Annotated in this window: 20 protein-coding genes; 7 read left to right on the top strand and 13 right to left on the bottom strand. The window is 65.8% G+C overall.

Features of this window, described 5'->3' with window-relative positions; translation table 11 throughout:
• The 7 genes from ABD088_RS02170 to ABD088_RS02140 form a co-directional block, all read right to left on the bottom strand.
• Positions 1 to 1,710 carry a glycoside hydrolase family 13 protein gene (locus ABD088_RS02170; RefSeq protein WP_343899778.1) on the bottom strand — a complete coding sequence of 570 codons (1,710 nt, stop codon included), beginning with the start codon at positions 1,708 to 1,710 and terminating at the stop codon, positions 1 to 3.
• A gap of 183 nt (positions 1,711 to 1,893) precedes the next feature.
• Positions 1,894 to 3,246 (bottom strand): hypothetical protein, encoded by a 1,353-nt coding sequence (locus ABD088_RS02165; RefSeq protein ID WP_343899777.1) that lies wholly within the window; start codon positions 3,244 to 3,246, stop codon positions 1,894 to 1,896.
• Positions 3,243 to 3,800, bottom strand: a complete 558-nt coding sequence (locus tag ABD088_RS02160) for a hypothetical protein (protein ID WP_343899776.1) — start codon at positions 3,798 to 3,800, stop codon at positions 3,243 to 3,245. Before ABD088_RS02160 ends, ABD088_RS02165 begins: the two co-directional genes overlap by 4 nt.
• Before the next feature lie 39 nt (positions 3,801 to 3,839).
• Entirely contained in the window at positions 3,840 to 5,450 is a 1,611-nt protein-coding gene (locus ABD088_RS02155) for a hypothetical protein (RefSeq protein WP_343899775.1), read from the bottom strand.
• Positions 5,447 to 5,902: a hypothetical protein gene (locus ABD088_RS02150; protein ID WP_343899774.1), complete on the bottom strand. Its 456-nt coding sequence runs from the start codon at positions 5,900 to 5,902 to the stop codon at positions 5,447 to 5,449. The genes ABD088_RS02155 and ABD088_RS02150 overlap by 4 nt, the downstream gene beginning before the upstream one ends.
• A gap of 86 nt (positions 5,903 to 5,988) precedes the next feature.
• On the bottom strand, positions 5,989 to 6,840 hold the full coding sequence (locus ABD088_RS02145) for a DUF8083 family protein (protein WP_343899773.1): 852 nt from the start codon (positions 6,838 to 6,840) through the stop codon (positions 5,989 to 5,991).
• A complete protein-coding gene (locus ABD088_RS02140) occupies positions 6,841 to 7,644 on the bottom strand; it encodes an exodeoxyribonuclease III (RefSeq protein ID WP_343899772.1) in 804 nt (267 codons plus the stop codon).
• A gap of 111 nt (positions 7,645 to 7,755) precedes the next feature.
• Here ABD088_RS02140 and ABD088_RS02135 point away from each other — a divergent pair, with 111 nt between their 5' ends.
• From ABD088_RS02135 to mmsB, 5 genes are all read left to right on the top strand, one after another.
• Positions 7,756 to 8,124: a GntR family transcriptional regulator gene (locus ABD088_RS02135; protein WP_343899770.1), complete on the top strand. Its 369-nt coding sequence runs from the start codon at positions 7,756 to 7,758 to the stop codon at positions 8,122 to 8,124.
• Between the two features lie 11 nt (positions 8,125 to 8,135).
• Positions 8,136 to 9,077, top strand: coding sequence for an ATP-binding cassette domain-containing protein (locus ABD088_RS02130; RefSeq protein ID WP_343899768.1), 942 nt, complete (start codon positions 8,136 to 8,138; stop codon positions 9,075 to 9,077).
• Positions 9,074 to 9,850 (top strand): hypothetical protein, encoded by a 777-nt coding sequence (locus ABD088_RS02125; RefSeq protein ID WP_343899767.1) that lies wholly within the window; start codon positions 9,074 to 9,076, stop codon positions 9,848 to 9,850. Before ABD088_RS02130 ends, ABD088_RS02125 begins: the two co-directional genes overlap by 4 nt.
• A gap of 246 nt (positions 9,851 to 10,096) precedes the next feature.
• On the top strand, positions 10,097 to 11,188 hold the full coding sequence (locus ABD088_RS02120; protein WP_343899766.1) for an enoyl-CoA hydratase/isomerase family protein: 1,092 nt from the start codon (positions 10,097 to 10,099) through the stop codon (positions 11,186 to 11,188).
• Positions 11,188 to 12,102 carry a 3-hydroxyisobutyrate dehydrogenase gene (gene mmsB, locus ABD088_RS02115; protein WP_343899764.1) on the top strand — a complete coding sequence of 305 codons (915 nt, stop codon included), beginning with the start codon at positions 11,188 to 11,190 and terminating at the stop codon, positions 12,100 to 12,102. Before ABD088_RS02120 ends, mmsB begins: the two co-directional genes overlap by 1 nt.
• A gap of 21 nt (positions 12,103 to 12,123) precedes the next feature.
• Here mmsB and ABD088_RS02110 read toward each other — a convergent pair whose 3' ends face one another.
• From ABD088_RS02110 to nadE, 3 genes are all read right to left on the bottom strand, one after another.
• Positions 12,124 to 12,642 carry a MarR family winged helix-turn-helix transcriptional regulator gene (locus ABD088_RS02110; protein ID WP_343899762.1) on the bottom strand — a complete coding sequence of 173 codons (519 nt, stop codon included), beginning with the start codon at positions 12,640 to 12,642 and terminating at the stop codon, positions 12,124 to 12,126.
• Complete coding sequence (locus ABD088_RS02105; RefSeq protein WP_343899761.1) at positions 12,639 to 14,375, bottom strand: AMP-binding protein; 1,737 nt, start codon at positions 14,373 to 14,375, stop codon at positions 12,639 to 12,641. Before ABD088_RS02105 ends, ABD088_RS02110 begins: the two co-directional genes overlap by 4 nt.
• 100 nt (positions 14,376 to 14,475) lie before the next feature.
• Entirely contained in the window at positions 14,476 to 15,309 is an 834-nt protein-coding gene (gene nadE, locus ABD088_RS02100) for an ammonia-dependent NAD(+) synthetase (RefSeq protein ID WP_343899760.1), read from the bottom strand.
• 120 nt (positions 15,310 to 15,429) lie between these two features.
• On the opposite strand from nadE, the gene ABD088_RS02095 reads away from it, so the two are divergent.
• On the top strand, positions 15,430 to 16,404 hold the full coding sequence (locus tag ABD088_RS02095) for a phosphodiesterase (protein ID WP_343899759.1): 975 nt from the start codon (positions 15,430 to 15,432) through the stop codon (positions 16,402 to 16,404).
• Here ABD088_RS02095 and ABD088_RS02090 read toward each other — a convergent pair.
• Positions 16,328 to 17,995, bottom strand: a complete 1,668-nt coding sequence (locus ABD088_RS02090) for a stealth family protein (protein ID WP_343899758.1) — start codon at positions 17,993 to 17,995, stop codon at positions 16,328 to 16,330. The genes ABD088_RS02095 and ABD088_RS02090 overlap by 77 nt on opposite strands.
• Positions 17,992 to 18,435 (bottom strand): MarR family winged helix-turn-helix transcriptional regulator, encoded by a 444-nt coding sequence (locus tag ABD088_RS02085; RefSeq protein ID WP_343899757.1) that lies wholly within the window; start codon positions 18,433 to 18,435, stop codon positions 17,992 to 17,994. The genes ABD088_RS02090 and ABD088_RS02085 overlap by 4 nt, the downstream gene beginning before the upstream one ends.
• Positions 18,436 to 18,520: 85 nt before the next feature.
• Between ABD088_RS02085 and pyrE the strand changes: the two genes are divergently transcribed.
• On the top strand, positions 18,521 to 19,081 hold the full coding sequence (pyrE, locus tag ABD088_RS02080) for an orotate phosphoribosyltransferase (RefSeq protein WP_343899755.1): 561 nt from the start codon (positions 18,521 to 18,523) through the stop codon (positions 19,079 to 19,081).
• Here the strand turns inward: pyrE and ABD088_RS02075 are convergent.
• The gene (locus ABD088_RS02075) at positions 19,078 to 20,112 is read right to left on the bottom strand and encodes a mechanosensitive ion channel family protein (protein ID WP_343899754.1); all 1,035 of its coding nucleotides are present in this window, start codon (positions 20,110 to 20,112) and stop codon (positions 19,078 to 19,080) included. The two genes, pyrE and ABD088_RS02075, sit on opposite strands and share 4 nt — an antisense overlap.
• Positions 20,113 to 20,121: the final 9 nt, after the last annotated feature.

The raw sequence follows: 20,121 nt of genomic DNA, 5'->3' as shown, positions 1-20,121 counted from the left end.
CTAGGCGCGGGGCAGAAGCCAGAGCGCGGCATCCGGGGCCAGCAGGCCCTGGCTGGTGACCGCGTCGACGCTGCTGGGCTGGACGATCTCCAGATGGTCCGGGACCACCACCGGTTCGGTGCCCATGTTGGCCAGTATCTGCAGTTCCCCGTTGGTGTAGGCCAGCACGCCCTGCGCGGGGTCGTTCTGCGGCGCCCACTCCAGGCGCCCGCGTCCGAGCTCGCGTTCCGCGCGCAGCGCCAGCATCGAGCGGTAGAGCTCGAAAGCCGATCCGGCCACGCCCACTTGCTGGTCGGCCGCGTACCGCGAATAGCTTTCCGGCTGGGGCAACCAGGGGCTGGCGCCAGCGGTGGCCGGGGCATCGCCGTCGTCCACTGTTCGGGAGAATCCGAGTCCCGGGGTTCCGGCGGCCCACGGCAGGGGGATGCGGCAGCCGTCGCGGCCGCGCTCGACCCCGTTGGTCCGGAAGAAGCTCGGGTCCTGGCGGTACTCGTCCGGCAGGGTGGTGTGCTCGGGGAGCGTCAGCTCGTCGCCCTGGTAGATGTAGGAGGAACCCGGCAGGGCCAGCATGACCATGGCGGCGGCGCGGCCACGCGCGGCGCCGAGCGCCTCATCGGGCTGTTCGTCCTGTGCGGCGATGCCCTTGGGGAACGTCGTGGGGTCGGCGAGTCCGAAGCGCGAGCAGTGGCGGACGGTGTCGTGGTTGGAGAGCACCCACGTGGGAGGCGCGCCGACGGCGGCAGCTGCGGCCAGGGTCTCGGTGACGTTCTCGACGATGTTCTGCGCGTTCCAACCGGCCAACAGGAACCCGAAGTTGAAGGCCTGCTGCATTTCCCCGGCCCGGACATAGCGGAAGATGCGTTCCATGGGCTCGACCCACGCCTCGGCGACCATCATCCGGTCGCCGTCGTATTCGGCCAGTACCGCGTTCCACTCCTCGTAGATCGCGTGCACGCCCTCCTGGTCGAAGTAGGGCGGGGTTTCCTTGACGGCCGGCTGTTCGGTGCCCTGCACCATGCTGACCTTTTCCGACCAGTCCGGCAGGCCCTCGGCCTTGATCATGCCGTGGGCGACATCGACGCGGAACCCGTCGACCCCTCGATCGAGCCAGAAGCGCAGCACATCACGCATCTCGGCGTGGACGTCGTCGTTGTCCCAGTTCAGGTCCGGCTGCTTCACGTCGAAGAGATGCAGGTACCACTGGCCGGGAGTGCCGTCGGCGTTCACCGTGCGCGTCCAGGCCGGGCCGCCGAAGAGCGACTGCCAGTTGTTCGGCTCCTGGTCGCCGTTGGCGCCCTTCCCGTCGCGGAAGATGTACCGGTCGCGCTCGGCGGACTCGGGGGCAGCTGCGAGGGCTTCCTGGAACCACACGTGCTCATCCGAGGTGTGGTTGGGCACGAGGTCCACGATGATCCGGATGTCCTGCGCGTGGGCGCGGGCGAGCATGTCGTCGAAATCGTCGAGGGTGCCGAACAGGGGATCGATCTGCCGGTAGTCGGCGACGTCGTAGCCGGCATCGGCCTGCGGTGACTTGTAGAACGGCGAGAGCCAGACGGCGTCGACACCCAGGTTCTTCAGGTAGTCGAGTTTGGAGGCCACACCCCGCAGATCACCCATGCCGTCGGCGTCCGCGTCGGCGAACGAGCGCGGATACACCTGGTAGATGACAGCATCCTGCCACCAGGGGATGTGCTGGGCGTGCTGGGGCATGGGGACTCCTCGGGGGACGTGGAACGGGCCGTTGTCTCAGTGAGACATGATCGGCACCAGCCTAGTGCAAGCGTTTGCCCCCGAGGGCCGACAAGTCGAGCAGCGCGTCGTTCCGTCTGCGCGTCCCCGCCATCTGGGCCGCAGGACCTATTTCATGTGTCGAGTGGAAAGCCCGGACATGGCCTAGAGCATGACGGGATTCCGTCCGAAAACCGTGGCTTGGATGCGGTCCTCAATCTGCAGGAATACCGATATCGATGCTACTGGGGCGAAGAAAGCTGCCTCATCCTCGTGGAAGAGGCGTTGGTGCCCAGTCGACCCTCCGTTGAAATAGGTGATGTCCTCCGGCTCTGAATCGACGCCGGTGCTCGTCAGGGTCCACGAGAACCACGGCTCGGTCCACAGGCCACGCATCGCTTCGTTCGCCCCCTCTGGGGGAGTCTTGTCGCCGCGCCATCCGCGTGCCAGATCATCGAGGGGGAGCGGGTCGGGCTGTAGCTGGAGGTTCCACGCTGGTTGTAGGCCAACCCAACGCGACATCAGGGTCGAGAGCATGGTCAAGGGGACCAACTTGAGGTTGAAGTGTTCATTCGAGGGTCGCGGGATGGGTTCACCGTCTAGATGGCGGTGATATCCGGGCTCGACGAGTAGGAGTGCGGTGGGCCCATATGTCCAGGCTTGGAACCAGCAATCTCCGCCGGTGTCGAAGCCGGTGATGCGGTACGAGGACTGCGGATCGGTCAAATGGGCGCCAACTGTCTCGCCCACGTCGGTGAGTCTGGTTCCCTCGACGAGCTCGAGTTCCTCGAGCTCTTTGAGTTGCTCGGCGTGTTCCGACTTATTCAATGCTCCGAGGCGAAGGCCATCAGAGAGCGCGATAAGGGTGTCGATGGTCCGACCATGTACCCAGACGCCGTCGAATTCGAACGGTTGGGCGCCAGCGAGACCAGCTATTTTCTCGACGTCGTGCCCAAACGCTGCCGAAGCCACGGGGTCCAGTGCGCCCGACGGCATGGCGGCCGGCTCACTCGCACCGTGGTGTTCCAGCTCTTGCTGGTTCAACTGCACGGTGGCAGCAATGTGGCTGAGTAGTGGTCCAATGGTCTGCCAGTGGTTCACGGCGGAAGTCGCGGTCACCTGCACGGCAAGGCCTGCTTCGATGAACAAGAATTCCGTGCTCATCAAGCTCAGGCCGCGGCTGGGGGAAAGCTGCGTGTAGGCGACGGAACGTCCGCTCAAGGCCTCGGCAGAAGTCAGCTCCACTCCGGCCTCCAGCCCCGGGGTACGGGTCCATCCGCGGATGTCGACGAACTGTGGGGCCGCAGTTCCCTCGGTGACCCCATCGACGACTCGAGCCATGAAATCGGCGATGCTGCCGTCGAAGGGGTTCGTGGTGACCACGATGGTGGGGGCGAAGGATTCCCCGGGTGATGGCAGGTAGGCCAGCAACTCGTACTCGGATCGTTCCGGACCAACCGTCCACTCCGGGGGCAGATCCAGGCTGATGGTTCCTGTCCGACCTCTTGCGATGGTCATGCGTGACGATCCTCCTCGTGGTTGGAAGTGTCCGGGCTACTGGTTCCAGACTGACTGCTCAGGACGGCCGCGCACCGTTCGATGTCCTTGAGCTTCTTGGTTTTTGATTTCGAATCCCGTTGTTGGTCTACGGCGCTGATTTCACTCTCGGTCCACGGATTCGTCTGGCGCGTGCCACCGGCCTTTCCCCACCTGCGGTACCAGCGGGGGCTCAGCCATAAGGGCCACCAAAAGAAGGAGAGGATCACGAAAGCCCAAGGAACGAAGAAGAAGTCCCAAATCCTTTGGCGGAGTTCTTCCCATCCGAGTAGTTCGGCGGGCAAGGAGAGCGCAGCGATCCACAGGGAGACGGCGACGGCAGCGAACATGAATGGCCAGACGTTGCGCGCCGAGATCTGGAAAGGGATGCCGGGCGAGAGAACCCAACTGCGCCATCTTCCGTTGAGCGCCCTCCGTGCGATGGCCGTTGGCACCCAACAGAGCGAGAGGATGACAATGACGAAGACCCAGTAGAACGGGTCGTACAGCAAGTAAGCGTGGTTGTCGTCAAACATCGTCGATTCCTTCCGGTGCTAGATGTCCACTCGAGCCTACTAGCCCCATCCGAAGACTTTGCCCACTACACCCTTGACGACCGTCTTGCCAGCGTCGGCAACGCCAGCACCGACGTTCTTGCCAATATTCTTCACGGCGTCCTTCGTGTCCTCCAGCGCTTTGGTGGCACCGCCCTGGCGCCAGTCGTTCATGAATTCCCCGACGCCCTTGCCGATCTTTCCGCCGACCCATTCCCCGGCCAGCCCGCCGACGAATCCGCCTACGGCAGCACCGACGCCGGGGATGGGGATCAGCGCCTGCCCTGCGGCGGCGCCAATGGCGCGCCCCGCGACTCCGCCAGCGACCTTCCCGACGGTTTCTGCGGTGCCCTCCACGGCGGCCGATTTGCCGGCTTCCTTGCGAAGGTCAGCCATCGAGGCATCCGGATTAGCGCGCTGGGCTTCCTCGAGGTTGCGTGTATAGGAATCCACGTAGGTCGAACCCACGTCGATGATCCCCCCGGCGGGGCCTGCCAATTTGCCGATCTTGCTCTTGCCGAGCTTGTCCAGACCCTTTTTTGCTTTATCGAACTTCTTTAGGGTGTCATCGAGTTTCCCTGACTTGCGCCACCCTGTCAGGTAGCCGCTAACTTTCGTTTTCCCATGGCTATTGGAATCCCACCCGATACGGCGGTGGTTCTTGTTCTCGAAGCTGCGTCGGTTCTGGCCGATCGTGTTGGAGAGCTTATTTCGAACGCCTGCGGGCAGCATCATGAGCAGGCCGGGACGGGCGATGATATCTCCCCATGCCTTGGCATCATCGGTAAACTTGAGGTATTTGCTGTCCATCAAATTGACGAGTGCTTTTTTGTTCCGGTTGAAGAAGTTTTCAGCGTCCCCGCCGAGCTTCCCGTCAATGAGGAATTTCTTCAGCGTTGGATTGCCGTCGAAGGCGAACTCCGAGAGGGACTTTTCCTTGATATCCCAAGAGAACCCGATGCGCCCGCGCTTGTTGACGTCAAGGCTGGCCGCCCGGTCGACGTTCGTGTTGACCATGTTGTAGGAGTTCTTGAAAGCGCCAATCGTCTTGGCGGTCTTGTCTGCAGCGTTGGCGTATGGGTCCACCGCCACCGGGTTGGCTGCCTTGATTGCATCAACGCACGTTGTGACGTAGCCGTCGTAGTCGGTTTTGGCAGTTTTCAGCAACCCCATGAGGCGGTTGAATTCTGCTGTAGTTCGGGTGGTGGGGAGCGTCTCGCCATCGTCCTGCGCAGTGGCCTTCTGCTCATCGGAGTAGGTAGTCGCCGGTAGGGCGTTGAGGTTTTCGACATCCGTCTTGAGAGTTGAATAGCGGGTCTTGAACGACTCGAGGCTTTCCGCGAAAGCATCGGTTGCGGCCGTAACATCGTTGATGCCCAGCACTACGGCCTCGGCGAGTGGAAGGATTTCCTTGACGAAGGCGTTGTTCACGGTTGCATCGTGCGGGTAGGTCGCGGCCTCCGCGAGCTTGTTCCACTGGGTGGTCGTATGGGTATACGTCGTATCAATTTTGGTGCCCGTGGCCTTGAAGGTCTTCCCAGAGGAGCGGATCTCTTCTGCACTGGGCAGCTTTTCGGGCAGGTAATTCGTGAAGTTGATGAACGAGACTGTCACGCCTTCAGGTGTACTCACCAGTCATGCCCTCCGTCTTCTGAGTTGTTGCTGTTATTGCCGCCATGCGAGTTTTCCGCGGAGGTGGAAGAAGAGGAGGACGAGGGTACATTCGGGTCGTACGCCGGGGTGTCGTCAATTCGTTCAGTGGCCTTCGTGATGTTATCGCGTCTAGTCTTGTTGGCGGAATCTTCCATGTCACCGTCGGCTTCGACGAAGGTGGAGATGATCGTATCCGCAGCGTTCAACAAGTTCTTGCCGTGATTGATGAGAGTCGCGGTCCACGGCTTCAGGAACCCTGAGAAGTTCTCCTTGAGGGCGTCGTTGATCTTGCTTTCCTCCACGGCATCGGCAAGTCCCTCGCCGGCTTCTTCGATCAGCCCTTCGTGGCCGTATAGGTCGTCGAATTCACCGCGGGCACCGGAGACTGCGCCTCGGGCCGACGCGACATCAATATTGTATTTGGTCATCATCTACCTCCTCGATAAAAGAGCCTAGATGACCGCAAGAGTTCGCGCGATGGGGAGAACTCCCCATGGGCGCTTCGAAGGAGCTGCGATCAGTTCGCGCGCGCCAGCTGGCGAACTTTCAACCAGCGGGTTGTCAGGCGGCGGTAGGCAGCGGCTGCGCCGAGCATGTCCTGCTCGGCTAGTGACTCGATGCCGAGCTTGAGGTCCTGGGACGACTCGTCGGGCCAAACGCGTTCGGCCACGGGGCCGTAGTCCAGCTCGATGATTGAGTCTTCGTGGAAGAGGCCGATCCACTCGCCGAGTGAGGTGAGTTCGTCCAGGATGTCGAGCTCGGGGGCGTGGATGGCCAACGAGGCCGCCGCGAACCGGGCCCGTTCCATGACCTGTACCGCCGGTGCGCTCAATCTGACCGTGAGCAGGCGGGTTCCGTCCTCCTCGATCTCGCAATGGTCCTCCTCTGTCAGGAGGACGAACCATCCCATGGGGATGCCCCAGGTGGCGCTGCGCGTGTGCAGCGAGGCCACGGCCTCGGCGAAGGCCTCGTGCCCGATCCGTTCGGCGTTCGCACTCCGGGAGGCGTCGGGGACGAGCAGTTCGAGCAGCGCCGGGCGCATGGTGGAATCGAGCTGCTCGGCGGCCAGGGTCGAGCGCGTGGGCAGCTGGTCCGGGCAGTAATAGGGGGCGGTCAGGCCATCGGCGCCCGGGTAGTGCAGCTCACGGTAGCGTTCGGCCTGCTCGTGGGGGAAGGGGTCGGTGATGCCGCGGGTGAGGCGACCGAGGGTATCCTCCGCCGAGCGTTCCTCGAATTCCGTCCTGCCCATACCGCGCTGCGCGGAAATGGCCAGCTGGGCATCGTCGTCGTACGCGCGCAGCGGTTCGAAGACGCGCAGGTACGACGTCGGCGGTAGCCGGCGGCGTGCGCTGGTTCCGCGTGAGGCCATCTAGCCGAGCTCCACGACCACAGGCGCGTGGTCGGAGGCGCCCTTGCCCTTGCGTTCCTCGCGGTCGATCCACGCCGTCTCGACACGTGCGGCAAGCGCTGGCGAGGCCAGCGTGAAGTCGATGCGCATGCCCTCCTTCTTCGGGAAGCGCAATTGCGTGTAGTCCCAGTAGGTGTAGACGCCGGGGCCGGGGGTGTGGGGGCGGACGACGTCGGCGAACCCTGCGTCGACGAAATCCTGGAAGGCCGCACGCTCGGGAGCGGAGACGTGGGTCATCTCGTTTTCGACGAAGAAGTCGATGTCCCAGACATCCTCATCGCGGGGGGCGATGTTCCAATCGCCCATCAGGGCGATCTGCGCCGTGGGGTCTTCGGCGAGCCAGCCGGCGGCATTTTCGCGCAGCTGGTCCAGCCACTGGAGTTTGTAGGGCATGTGTTCGTCCTGCAGGCCGCGTCCATTGGGGACGTAGAGGCTCCAGATGCGTACTCCGCCGCAGGTGGCGCCGATGGCGCGGGCTTCCTGGACGGGATCCTTTCCGCCCTTGCCGAAGGCCGGCTGTTCGGCAAAGGTGCGCTCGACATCCTCGAGCCCGACGCGGGAGGCGATGGCGACGCCATTCCACTGGCTGAAGCCGAAGTGGGCGACCTCGTAGTCATTGTTCTCGAATAGTTCCCAGGGGAAGTTCTCGTCCTTGCACTTCGTCTCCTGGATCGCCAGGACGTCGACGTCGGTACGGCGCAGCCAGTCTTCCACGCGGTCGGCGCGGGCTCGGAGGGAGTTCACGTTCCAGGTTGCAATCTTCACGTCCCCAACCTATCAACCCGCGGGCGGCCGGTGGCGAGCCCTTGACGGGAGACCGCCAGGGTGCTCTAGTTAGTTACATGAGTAATGAACCAATGAAGGTCGGTGAAAGCCGTGGATGATTCGAAACCGATCTTCATTCAACTGGCAGAGGAGATCGAGGGGCGCATCCTCGATGGCACCTATCCGGAGGAAACGCAGGTTCCCTCGACGAATGAATTCGCGGCGTTCATGCGCATCAATCCGGCGACCGCCGGAAAGGGACTGAATCGGCTGGTCGATGCGGGAGTCCTGTACAAACGAAGGGGAATCGGGATGTTTGTTGCCACCGGCGCGCGCGCCACCCTCACAGCGACACGGCGTGAGGCCTTCGGAGACCAGTTTGTGAACCCGTTGCTGCATGAGGCGGACCGTCTCGGCATCGACGCCGACGAACTCATTGCGATGATTGGCCAACGCGCCGTCTTCGCTGGACAAGCTTGAGGCAGGACGAGATGAACTTCGCAATCGAAACCCGGTCGCTGACCAAGAAATACGGCACCACCACAGTGCTCGATGACCTCACGATCGGCATCGAGAAGAACACCATTTGCGGGCTGTTGGGCCGCAATGGCGCCGGCAAGACCACGCTGATGTCGATCCTGGCAGGGCAGGAACTCAAGACCTCTGGACAAGCCAGGGTCCTCGGGGACGATCCGTTCGAGAACGCGCAGGTGCTCGCGCAATTGAGCTTCGCGCGGGAGAACCAGAAGTACCCGGAGGAGTTCAAGGTCGCACACGTGCTGCGGGCCGCCGTCTGGTTCTATGCCGGTTGGGACGCCGATCTCGCCCGACGCCTGGTCGGTGAATTCCGCCTGCCCCTGAAGACGCCGATCAAGAAACTTTCGCGGGGACAACTCTCCGCCGTGGCGATTGTCGTCGGGCTCGCCTCCCGGGCGCCCGTGACCTTCTTCGACGAGCCGTACCTGGGCCTGGACGCCACTGCCCGCGGTATCTTCTATGACCTGCTGCTTGAGGACTACATGGAGCACCCGCGCACCATTCTCATGTCGACGCACCTCATCGACGAGGCCGCCAACCTGCTGGAGCACGTCGTCGTCCTCCAGGACGGGCGGAAGGTGCTGGATTCCTCTGTCGAGGAGGCCACAGGTTCCGCCTTCACGCTGTCCGGGACGGCCGGGGCCGTGGAAGCCGCCGTAGGTGATCGACACATCCTGCGCAGCCAGGCCCTGGGCGGTCTGCGGTCGGTCACCCTCGCCGGAGCTCCCGATGAGGCGACGCGCTCCACCGCGAAGGCAGCCGGTCTGGAAGTCGGCCCCGTCTCGCTCCAGGAACTCGTCGCCGCCTACGGACTGCTCGAGAGCGGCGAGGCATCCATTGCCGCCACCGGCTCCCCATCACAGACCCAGCACCAGGCCGAGGAGGCCCTCCGATGAGCACGAGCCAGCTATCCACGCCCCTTCCTGCCGATCGGCCCGAACATCGGCCAGCCGGGCCCCTGATGAAGGTCGTCCGCCTGCACTTTGCCGACCCCATGCGGTTGCTGGGTGTGCCGATGACGATCTTCGCCACGACCACCGCGGTCTGTGTGGCCATCATGCTCCTGGTCCGGGCCTTCGTCCCCGGGGATCCCACGGAGATCAGCGAGGGGTTCCGCTACAACCAAGCGCCCCTGTGGTGCTTCGGCGGGTATTTTGTCAGCGTCGGGGCCATGGCCTATGCGCGGACCATGCCGTTTGCGATGGGCATGGGGGCGACACGTCGCCAGTACTGGACCGGTACCGCCATCGCCCTGACCCTCGAGTCGGTCTACGTCGGGGCGGCCATGACCGTATTCCTCGCCCTGGAGAAGGTAACGGGCCATTGGTTCACCGGTACCCACATGTTCGACGTGTACGTCATGGGCAACGGCAGCTTCCCCGACATCTTCCTCATGGGCTTCGGGATCAGCATGCTGACCCTCTTCGTCGGAACGATGTTCGCCTCCGTGTTCGTGCGATGGAACCAGAAGGGGGTGCTTCTGGTGGTCTTCGGCATCGTCGCCGTGATGCTGCTGATCGCCTGGGCGTTGCTGAGCCTGGGAGTGGACGTGGTCTCGTTCTTCAGCGTCGATATTGTCGCCAGGATCGCCGTCGTCCTGATCGTGCTCGGCCTCCTGAGCGCCGCCGGCAGCTGGCTGGTCTTGCGCCGGTCCCCGGTGGGCCGGTAGCCGGAGACCCGGTGATCGGCAGTTCGGCTATTCCCCGCCGGTGATGTGGGCCGGGGAGCGCCGGGACGGGGCGGGTGTCGAGCTCGCACGAGGTGGCCGCCCCACGGGGGCGGCCGCGGTGGTCCACCGGCACCGGACCTCCCTAGAAATTCAAAGGGTGTCCGAGTAGCTTGGAGTTCGGGTGGCCTGGACCGCGGCCGGAGTGCCGGGTCCTGGCCAACGAACCGCCACCCGGAAGGACATTCCATGAACGACGCCCCCACCGAACCCGAGGTCCTGTTCGAGGTCCGCGGAACCCTGGGCATCATCACCCTGAACCGTCCCCGCTCCGTCAATGCCCTCACCCACGGCATGGTCGAGGCCATGTACACCCAGCTCAGGCGGTGGCAGGACGACGACGCAGTGGTGAGCGTCCTGTTGACCGGTGCCGGTGAGCGCGGGTTGTGCGCTGGCGGCGACATCGTCGCCATCTACCGTGACATCCCCGGCGGAGGAACGGCCACTGCCGCCTTCTGGCGGGCCGAGTACCGGCTCAACGCCCTGATCGCCAGCTATCCGAAACCGTACGTCGCCTTCATGGACGGATTGGTCCTCGGTGGCGGGGTCGGCGTCGCGGCCCACGGAAGCCACCGGATCGTCACCGAACGGACCCGCACCGGAATGCCCGAAACGACCATCGGATTCGTTCCCGACGTGGGCGGGCTCTACCTGCTGGCCCGTGCGCCGGGGGAATCTGGAACCCATGCCGCGTTGACCAGCGCGCACCTGGATGCCGCCGACGCCCTGCACCTCGGGCTGGCAGACACCTACGTGGATTCCGGCTCCCTGCCGGCATTGGCAACTGCCCTGGAAACGGCGGCCCACCCGGACGACGTTGAAGCCGCCATCACGCAGGTCGCCCTCCCGGCCCCCGTTTCCGGCCTGGCCGACGACTGCGGCGCCATGGGCAAGGACTACGCCGGGGATTCCATCGAACGGATCCTCGGCAGGTTGCGCACGCGCGGCGGGTCGGCAGCCGAGGCCGCGGAGACGATCGCCGCCAAATCCCCCACCGCGGTGAAGACCACCCTGGCTGCGCTGCGGCGGGCCGCGGATCTGGGCAGCCTGGAGGACGCGCTCGACCAGGACTATCGGGTGGGGGTGCGCATGCTCGCCTCCCATGATTTCCTCGAGGGCATCCGCGCCCAGGTCATCGACAAGGACCGCCGTCCGCGTTGGAGCCCGGCGACCCTGGACCAGATCAGTCCCCAGGTGATCCGCGACTACTTCGAACCGCTCGAGCCCGACGAACACGGTGGAGAACTCGGCCTGGCGGACGACGTCAAGGAGCGTGCCTGATGGACTCCGGAACCATCGCCTTCCTGGGCTTGGGCCACATGGGACTGCCGATGGCAGGAAACCTCGTCGCCGCCGGCTACTCAGTGCGTGGCTTCGACGTCGTCCCGGCGGCCGTCGAAGCAGCCCAAGCCGCGGGCATACCCACCGCCGCGTCAGCGCTTGAGGCGGTGAAAGGCGCCCACGTGGTGCTGACCATGTTCCCCGGCGGGCAGCAGCTGTTGGACGCCTACCGCGGTGTCGACGGTCCGGGTCTGCTCGACGTTGCCGGCCCGGGCACCATGTTCCTGGATTGCTCCACCATCAATGTCGACGAGGCCCGCGAAGCCGCAGGGCTGGTGGTGGAGGCAGGGCACCGCAGCGTCGATGCGCCGGTGTCCGGCGGCGTCGTCGGAGCCGAGGCCGGAACGCTGACGTTCATGATCGGCGCCCTGGCCGAGGACCTCGAGGCGGTCCGACCCCTGCTGGAGGTCATGGGCGGCAAACTCGTCCACTGCGGGGACCACGGCGCCGGCCAGGCGGCCAAGGTCTGCAACAACATGATCCTGGGCGTGAGCATGATCGCCGCTTCCGAGGCCTTCGTGCTCGGAGAGAAGCTGGGCCTGACCCATCAGGCCCTCTACGACGTGGTCTCCACTGCCTCCGGACAATGCTGGGCCGTGACCACCAATTGCCCCGTGCCCGGCCCCGTGCCGGCCAGCCCCGCGAACCGTGACTACCAACCCGGATTTGCCGGTGCGCTGATGGCCAAGGACCTGGGATTGGCGATGAACGCGATCGAAAGCACCGGCGTCGCCGCCGAATTGGGGCCGATGGCCGCCCGGATCTATGAACGATTCCGCGATGAGGGAGGTGCCGGTCGCGACTTCTCCGGCATCATCACCGATATCCGGGACCGCTCCGCGGGCGTCGACTGAAAGGTCCCCCTGCGGGGCGTGTCAGTCCGGTGGCTCGATCGTGAAATCCCCTGCCTGTTGGCGGAAACGGCCGAGGATCCCGATCAGTGCCGTGATGTCCTCCGCGGGGAAGCCCGGAGCCGAGAACACCGCGGAATTCAATTCCGCCGTGGACCGCTCGGCGACATCTCGGCCCCGGTCGGTGAGCGAGACGAGCGTGGTCCGCCCGTCCGTTGGGTGGGGGCTGCGCTGGACGAACCCCGCACGTTCGAGCCGGTCCACGGCATTCGTCACCGACGTCGGGTGGACCTGGAGCAGTGCGCTGACCTTGACCATCGGCAGCGAGCCGGTCCGCGAGAAGCCGAGCAGGGCCAACAACTCGTAGCGGGCGAACGTCAGCCCCAACGGCTTGACGACCGCCTCGCAGCGCTGCAGCAGGATCTGCTGGGCGCGCATGATCGCCGTGATCGCCGCCATGGGCGCCGCCTCGGCCGTCCACCCCTGGTCCTCCCAGTTGCGTTGGGCCGCGGCAATCGGGTCGAAGGGCAACGCCGTGCTCATCCGCGGCTCTTGAGGTTCGGGAAGTCGGTGTCCGCATACTCCACGCCCTGCCCTGCGGGCGGGGTGCCACCGTGGCGGTGCTCCTCGTTGCGCCGCAGCTCGACCCGGCGGATCTTGCCCGAAATCGTCTTGGGCAGCTCGGCGAACTCCAGCCGACGGATGCGCTTGAAGGCCGGCAGGTGCTCGCGGCAGTACCCCAGGATGTCCTCAGCGGTCGACGCGTCCGCGGCGTGGCCCGCGGCAAGAACGACATAGGCCTTGGGCACGTTGAGCTTCAGCGGCTCCGGTGAGGGCACGACGGCGGCCTCCGCCACCGAGGGATGCTCGATGAGCACCGACTCGAGTTCGAAGGGGCTCAGCCGGTAGTCGCTGGACTTGAACACGTCGTCGTCCCGGCCGACATAGGTGATGATCCCGCGTTCGTCCCGTTCGGCGACGTCGCCGGTGTGGTAGTAGCCGTCGCGGAAGGCGGTGGCCGTCTTCTCCGGGTCGCCATAGTAGGACTTCATCAGCCCCAGGGGACGTGGATCCAGACGCAGGCAGATCTCGCCGAGATCTCCCTCCTCGCCGGTGGCGGGATCGAGCAGCACGACGTCGTAGCCGGGCAGGGGGAGGCCCATGGCACCGATCTTCACGGGCTGGCCCGGGGTGTTGGCGATCTGCACGGTGGTTTCGGTCTGCCCGAACCCGTCGCGGATCTGCTGGCCCCAGGCCCGGTACACCTGGTCGATGACCTCGGCGTTGAGCGGCTCGCCCGCGGAGACCACCTTGGTGGGCGGGGTCTTCAACCGGGACAGGTCGGCCTGGATCAGCAGCCGCCACACGGTAGGAGGGGCGCAGAAGCTGGTGACCTTCTCCGCTTCCATCTGGTCCATCAGCGCGGCCGGGTCGAACCGGTCGTAGTTGTAGATGAACACGGTGGCCTCGGCGATCCACGGGGTGAACACGTTGGACCAGGCATGTTTGGCCCAGCCCGGTGAGGCGACGTTCAGGTGCACGTCCCCGGGGCCCAGCCCAATCCAGTACATGGTGGAGAGGTGTCCGACCGGGTAGGAGGTATGGGTGTGCTCGACGAGCTTGGCCTTCGAGGTGGTGCCCGAGGTGAAGTAGAGCAGCAGGGTCTCATCTCCGGGCGTCGGCCCGTCCGGGGTGAAGTCCGTGGCGGACGCGCCGGAAGCGGCATAGGAGAGCACCGCCGTCGTGCCCTGGACCAGGGCGGTGGGCGCATCGCCGACCGCGACGAGCCGGTAGTCGCCGGGGACGTCGGCGAATTTGGCCAGATCGCCGGTGCCGGCGATGGCCCAGGAGGCGCCGCCGCGCTCGACGCGGTCGGCCAGGTCGGCCGGGCCCATCTGTGTGGTGGTGGGGATCATGACGATGCCCAGCTTGATGCCGGCGAGCATGATCTCCCACAACTCGACCTGGTTGCCGAGCATGAGGATGGCCTTGTCGCCGCGGGCGAAGCCGGACTCGCGCATCCAGTTGGCCACCTGGTTGGAGCGGGCGGAGAGCTCGGCCCAGGTGCGGCGGGTGGATGACCCGTCTTGCTCGACGATGATCAGGGCAGGGGTGTCGGCCCGTTCGGGTGTGGCGGCCACGGCGTCGAACCAGTCCAGGCCGAAATTGAATTCCGTGAACACCGGCCAGCGGAATTCCTCGCGGGCCCGGGCATGGTCGCCCCTCAGGGAGACGAGATGGTCGCGGGCTGCGCGGAAGTCGTCGGTGACTGACATTTTTCACCTTTCATCGGGGCACCGGGCCGACCCCGGCGAGGTGTTTCCCCGAATATACGTGGACATCCTAGTGTTTGGAAGACCCGTTTCCTCCGTGACGTCAGCCGGCGGGGGTCCTCCACCACTCGTCCATCAGCGTCACCGGGGTGGCGCGCTTGTGGCGGCTGCGCAGGAACCGGGTCTCGATGGCCTCGGCAACGGCTTCCGGGACGGAGCGACCCTCGAGGTAGTCGTCGATGTCGTCGTACGCCAGGCCGAGCTCGTCCTCATCGGTGCGCAGCGGCGTGCCGTCCAGCAGGTCAGCGGTGGGCGGTTTGGACCACAGGCGTTGCGGTGCGCCGAGATGGCGCAGCAGCTGGCGGTTCTGCCGCTTGTCCAGCCCGTAGAGCGGCAGGATATCTGCCCCGCCATCGCCGAACTTCGTGAAGAAACCGGAGACCGATTCGGCAGCGTGGTCCGTGCCGATGACCAGGTGGTTGCGCTCGCCGGCCAGGGCGTACTGGGCGGTCATGCGCAGCCGGGCCTTGGTGTTGCCCTTGTTGAAGTCGCTGATCGCGGCCCCGGTGGTCCGCGAGTATTCGGTGGCCAGCGCGTCGACCGCCGGCTTGATGTCGTAGGTCCAGGAGGTCTTCGGTGCAATGAACTCCATGGCGGCGGCGGCATCGTCCTCGTCCGCCTGGACGCCGTAGGGCAGCCGGACGGCCACGAAGTCCACGTCGAGGCCGTCGGTGGCTGCCTCCTCGACGGTCAGCTGCGCCAGCCGCCCGGCCAGGGTCGAATCGAGCCCGCCGGAGATGCCCAGGACGAACCCGTTGGTGCCGGTCGCGGCCAGGTAATCGCGCAGGAAGGAGACACGACGTTCCACCTCCACTGCCGGGTTGATGGTCGGCTTCACGCCCATGTCGCTGATGATCCGTGCCTGCAATTCGCGCATCCCTCCACAGTAGTACCCGGCTCGACGGCACGCTGTGACGCGGTGCTGGTGCATTTCGGGGCCCCGATGGTGAATAGTAGGGGGCAGCAAGCAGGAATCACCTGGCGTGAGGAAGCGTTCATGGAGCCCATCCATCCGGAGCACCCCGCTCCGGACCATGTGCTGGTCCACCTCAGCGACACCCACCTACGGGGTGGTGGCGCGCTGCTGGCCGGATCATTGGACAGCATCGAGCGGCTGCGTGCCCTGGTGGCCCGGCTCGAGGCCTCGGGTGAACAACCCGACGCGCTGGTCATCACCGGCGACCTGGCGGACAAGGGGGAACCCGATGCCTATGCGACGCTGCGCTCGATCATCGAACCAGCCGCTGCACGCCTGAAGACACGGGTCATCTGGGCGGCCGGCAACCATGACGACCGGTCGACGCTGCGGACGGAGCTACTGGGGGAACCGGCCGGTACCGAACCCCTGGATCGCGTGACGTGGGTGGGTGGACTGCGGATCATCACCCTGGACACGACGGTCCCGGGAAGCCATCACGGCGAGGTCGACGCGGACCAGCTGCAGTGGCTCCGCGGCGAGCTGGCCACCCCGGCACCTGATGGGACGATCCTGGCCATGCACCATCCGCCGGTGGCCTGCATCCAACCGCTGGCGATCCTGGTGGAGTTACGCGGGCAAGCGGCGCTCGCCGAGGTGCTGCAGGGCACCGATGTGCGCACCATCCTGGCCGGACACCTGCACTACTCGACCTTCGGCACCTTCGTCGGCATCCCCGTATCGGTGGCCTCGGCCACCTGCTACACGCAGGATTTGGCGGCCGGCGTGGACCCCGGGCTCGGGATCCGCGGGACCCGGGGCCGCGACGACGCCCAGGCCTACAACCTGGTCCACGTCCTTCCCGGGAGCATCGTGCATTCCGTGGTCCCGGCAGCCGGTGGGGACAGCGTCGGCGAGGTGGTGGCGCCGGACCGGGTGGCGGCGATCCTCCGCCAGAACGGCATCGACCCGGCGGCCGTCAGTCGGCGTGGGGGCCGGCCGCTGGACGTTCCCACGGGGCGGCGATCGGGAAGTAACCCTGCAGGAACCCGGTGACCACTTCCTGCCGTTCCCGGGCCGGCACCTCCGGGAAGCTGCCGTCATTGAGGCAGAAGAAGTCCTGGTTGCGCTTCTTCAGCAGTTTGCGCAGTGAATCGAGGCCGTCATACATCGTGGTGTCCACGTACTTGACCTTGGCCTTCTCCTTGGTCACCGCGCGGCCGGTCAACAGCGCGTAGTAGTGGTACAGCGAGTTGGTGACCGAGATGTTGTCCTTCGCACGGAACCGGCTCGCCGCCGTGGCCGCGAACTCGGCGGGGAACACCTCCTCCAGCTCCCGCAGCACGCTGCGCCGCAGCGGTGCCGCGGTGTGTTCCAGGTGCCGTGTGGTGATCCGTCCGAACCGGTCGTTGAGCAGCCGGCGGTTCACGCGGGCGGAGTTCTCGAAGCCGGAGCGGTCCAGATGGTTGTCACCGAGGCCGATGCGGGTCCCCGCCTCGATGAACTTGGTGATCCCGCCGGGGGAGAAGAACATGTCTGGCCCCAGGGGGCGGCCGAAGAACATGTCATCGTTCGAGTACAGGAAGTGCTCGGACAAGCCATCGATGTGCTGGAGCTGGGACTCCACCGCCTGTGAGTTGAAGGTCGGCAGCACCGACGGGTCGCGGAAATGGTCCGGGGCCCGCACGACGCTGATCCGCTGATGGTCGGCATCCAGCCAGGCCGGGATGGGCGAATCGGTGGCGATGTAGATGTGGCGCACCCAGGGGGCGAACATGTAGACGCTGCGCAGGGCGTACTTCAGCTCATCGATCTGCCGGTAGCGGGCCTCGGCGTCGTCCCCTTCTCCGACCACGACGCCGTCCATGAACGATGCCCGGTAGCGCTGGTGCTCGATGTCGTTGCCGTCCACCCAGGAGAACACCATGTCGATCGGGAAGGAGATGTCCATGGCGTGTTCGGCGAACATGTTCTCGATGGTCGGCCACTCGCGACCGAACCGGTGCACGGTCCCGCGGACCGCCTCGCCGGCGGGTAGCGTCGCCCGCGTCAGTGAGTTCTCCATGGGCAGGTGGACCTGGCCGGTATCCGTCCACTGCCAGAGCTCGACCTGGACGCCGGTGGAGGCGCCGAATGCCAGGCCGCCGGCGGGTTCGATGCGTGGCCGGTAGAGCCTGAACATGCGCGCCTTGGAGCTGGCCGCTAGTTTTCCGTCGGCGACCAGCAGCGCCTTGTCCTTGCGGGTATCGACGGTCAGCGAATAGAAGGGCTCATTCTGGCAGGCGGCCACCAGGGCCTGGCGCAGGGCCTTGCGGTCGGTCCAGGGCACGGCGATGACCGGCCGTGCGTCGTTGCCGCGCACGAGCAGGTAACCCACACCCGCCGCGTCGAGGACGTCGCGGATGAACAACAGGTCGGTCACCATCGCCTCGTGGGGGGTGATGGAGCTGTTCACCAGCGCGTAGCGGCCCTCGGCGCGCACGACGTCGGCGCGCTCCTGGAGCCGGGCCATCGCCGCAGGCGAGGTGACTTCCCGGACCGGGGAGGCGGCGCCGTCGTCCTCGGGGGTGCCGTGGAAGACCTCGTCGGGGTGCGGGGCGGTGCGCGTTGCCTCGAGGGGATCGGTGCTCTGGTCGGGTGCGTTCATGCGCGTTCCGTGCCGGACCAGCCGAGATTGGTGGCCATGCGCTGCAGGGTGGCGATGGTGGTCTCGTACTGTTCGGCGGTGACGCCGGCGCTGGAGCGTTCGCGCATGCCCTCGACGATCTCCGTAAGCCGTTCCAGGCTGGTGCGGCCGCGGTCGGTCAGCACGTAGGAGTCCCCGTCCTGGGCGACCCAGCCGGACTCCAGGAGTTCGGTCAGGTGCTCGGCCGGCGATGCCGGTTCGCCCTCCGGGGAGACCTCGTCGAAGAACGGCGCCAGGGCAGCCATGAGTTCGTCCGAGGTGTGGGGATCCACCCCGAGCAGGTTCAGGAGTTGCCATTGTCGGCGCGTGACGCCGTGCTCCTCCAACGAGGCGGCGAACTGCTCCGAAATGAGCGAGTCCACCAGCTTGAGCCAGTATCCGATCGGTCGCTGAGCGTTCATGGTTTCACCCTAGCCCGGGACCGCCCCGCTGTCTTGCCACCCGCAGGAAAGGCACTGCGTGGGCGGGCCACCTAGAATAAGAAGCATGACCTCGAACAACGACGCCCGCACCCGCCTGCTCGAACTCATCCAGGAACTCGCCGTGGTCCGCGGCAAGGTCACGCTCTCCTCCGGCAAGGAAGCCGACTACTACGTGGACCTGCGCCGGATCACGCTGCACCACGAGGCCGCTCCGCTGGTGGGCTCCGTCATGCTGGACCTGCTCGATGAGGCAGGCATCGACTTCACGAACGCCGGCGGCCTGACCATGGGTGCCGATCCCGTCGGGACCGCCGTGATGCACGCCGCCGGATCCGCGGGACGCGCGATCGACGCGTTCGTGGTGCGCAAGGCGCAGAAGTCCTACGGGATGGGCCGCCAGGTCGAGGGCCCGGAGGTGGCCGGACGCAATGTCGTGGTCCTGGAGGACACCTCGACGACCGGTGGCTCCGCGCTCACCGCGGTGGAGGGTGTGCGCAACGCCGGGGGCAACGTGGTCGCCGTGGCCGTGATCGTGGACCGCGACACCGGTTCGAAGGAACGCATCGAAGCCGAAGCCGGGGTTCCCTACCTCTTCGCCTTCGGCAAGGACGAGCTCGGCCTCTAGGACTGCGCCGGGCCCGGCCGGCCGGCCGCCTCGGAGGGCCCGGCTTCCGAGTCCGCCTCGGGATCGGCATGGTCGGTGGTGAAGCCCGTCGGGTTCGCGGCACGGATCACGGTCTGCTGGACCAGCGGGATCCGCACGCCGGCTGCGTCCAGGTCCACCTTGAGCCGGGCCCGCATGGCCCGGGCCACGGCCCATTGCTGGAGCGGAGTGGTGCGGAAAACCAGGCGGATCGTCATGGACTCCCCGCTGAGGTCCTGCACACCCCAGACTTCCGGATCGTCCAGGATCTCCTTGGACCACTGGGGGTCCTTTTGCAGCTTCCGGGCGGAAGCCAGGATCATGTCGCTGACCTCCTCGACGTCGGTATCGTAGGGAACGGGGACGTCCAAGACGGCGCGGGCCCACCCCTGGGAGAAGTTGCCCACCCGCAGGATCTCGCCGTTGCGCACGTGCCAGAGGGTTCCATCGACGTCACGGACCTGCGTAATGCGCAGGCCGACGGCCTCGACCGTGCCTGCGGCTTCCCCGAGATCCACGTAGTCGCCGATGCCGAACTGGTCCTCGGCCACCAGGAAGATCCCTGACAGGTAGTCCTTGACCAGGGCCTGGGCGCCGAAACCGAGGGCGACACCGACAATGCCTGCGCTGGCCAGGATCGGTCCCATGTTGATCCCGATCTGGGACAGGACGGTCAACAGCACGACGGTGGTGATGACGATCGTGGTGACCGAGCGAAGCACCGATCCGACGGTTTGGGCTCGCTGGGTGCGCCGCGCGACGGCGATGGGCGACTCCTGCACCAGCCAGCGCCGTCCTGCCTTGTCAGTCTTCTTGCGCTCCTTGGACAGGGCGGCTGCTTCACCGGCGGCGATATGTTCCGTGGTCCGGCGGATGACCCGCCGGATGATGTAGTTGAGCATCACCGCGATGACGATGATGACCACGATCTTCAAGGGGCGGTCCAGCCAGAACGACCAGTTCAAGAAAGGGGAGGCCTCGTTGATCGTGGGCAAGGAAACGGGAAATGGCATGGTCCGAGG

This window comes from Arthrobacter rhombi, assembly GCF_039526245.1.
GTDB lineage: Bacteria > Actinomycetota > Actinomycetes > Actinomycetales > Micrococcaceae > Arthrobacter_H > Arthrobacter_H rhombi.
Note: the sequence above shows the minus strand (reverse complement) of the source record. Positions and strands in the feature narration are given on the sequence as shown.

Excerpts from the sequence above, each read along its gene's own strand:
- ABD088_RS02170 (WP_343899778.1), bottom strand. The coding sequence starts at position 1,710 with ATGCCCCAGCACGCCCAGCACATCCCCTGGTGGCAGGATGCTGTCATC.
- ABD088_RS02165 (WP_343899777.1), bottom strand. The coding sequence starts at position 3,246 with ATGACCATCGCAAGAGGTCGGACAGGAACCATCAGCCTGGATCTGCCC.
- ABD088_RS02160 (WP_343899776.1), bottom strand. The coding sequence starts at position 3,800 with ATGTTTGACGACAACCACGCTTACTTGCTGTACGACCCGTTCTACTGG.
- ABD088_RS02150 (WP_343899774.1), bottom strand. The coding sequence starts at position 5,902 with ATGATGACCAAATACAATATTGATGTCGCGTCGGCCCGAGGCGCAGTC.
- ABD088_RS02145 (WP_343899773.1), bottom strand. The coding sequence starts at position 6,840 with ATGGCCTCACGCGGAACCAGCGCACGCCGCCGGCTACCGCCGACGTCG.
- ABD088_RS02130 (WP_343899768.1), top strand. The coding sequence starts at position 8,136 with ATGAACTTCGCAATCGAAACCCGGTCGCTGACCAAGAAATACGGCACC.
- ABD088_RS02125 (WP_343899767.1), top strand. The coding sequence starts at position 9,074 with ATGAGCACGAGCCAGCTATCCACGCCCCTTCCTGCCGATCGGCCCGAA.
- ABD088_RS02120 (WP_343899766.1), top strand. The coding sequence starts at position 10,097 with ATGAACGACGCCCCCACCGAACCCGAGGTCCTGTTCGAGGTCCGCGGA.
- mmsB (WP_343899764.1), top strand. The coding sequence starts at position 11,188 with ATGGACTCCGGAACCATCGCCTTCCTGGGCTTGGGCCACATGGGACTG.
- ABD088_RS02110 (WP_343899762.1), bottom strand. The coding sequence starts at position 12,642 with ATGAGCACGGCGTTGCCCTTCGACCCGATTGCCGCGGCCCAACGCAAC.
- ABD088_RS02105 (WP_343899761.1), bottom strand. The coding sequence starts at position 14,375 with ATGTCAGTCACCGACGACTTCCGCGCAGCCCGCGACCATCTCGTCTCC.
- nadE (WP_343899760.1), bottom strand. The coding sequence starts at position 15,309 with ATGCGCGAATTGCAGGCACGGATCATCAGCGACATGGGCGTGAAGCCG.
- ABD088_RS02095 (WP_343899759.1), top strand. The coding sequence starts at position 15,430 with ATGGAGCCCATCCATCCGGAGCACCCCGCTCCGGACCATGTGCTGGTC.
- ABD088_RS02090 (WP_343899758.1), bottom strand. The coding sequence starts at position 17,995 with ATGAACGCACCCGACCAGAGCACCGATCCCCTCGAGGCAACGCGCACC.
- ABD088_RS02085 (WP_343899757.1), bottom strand. The coding sequence starts at position 18,435 with ATGAACGCTCAGCGACCGATCGGATACTGGCTCAAGCTGGTGGACTCG.
- pyrE (WP_343899755.1), top strand. The coding sequence starts at position 18,521 with ATGACCTCGAACAACGACGCCCGCACCCGCCTGCTCGAACTCATCCAG.
- ABD088_RS02075 (WP_343899754.1), bottom strand. The coding sequence starts at position 20,112 with ATGCCATTTCCCGTTTCCTTGCCCACGATCAACGAGGCCTCCCCTTTC.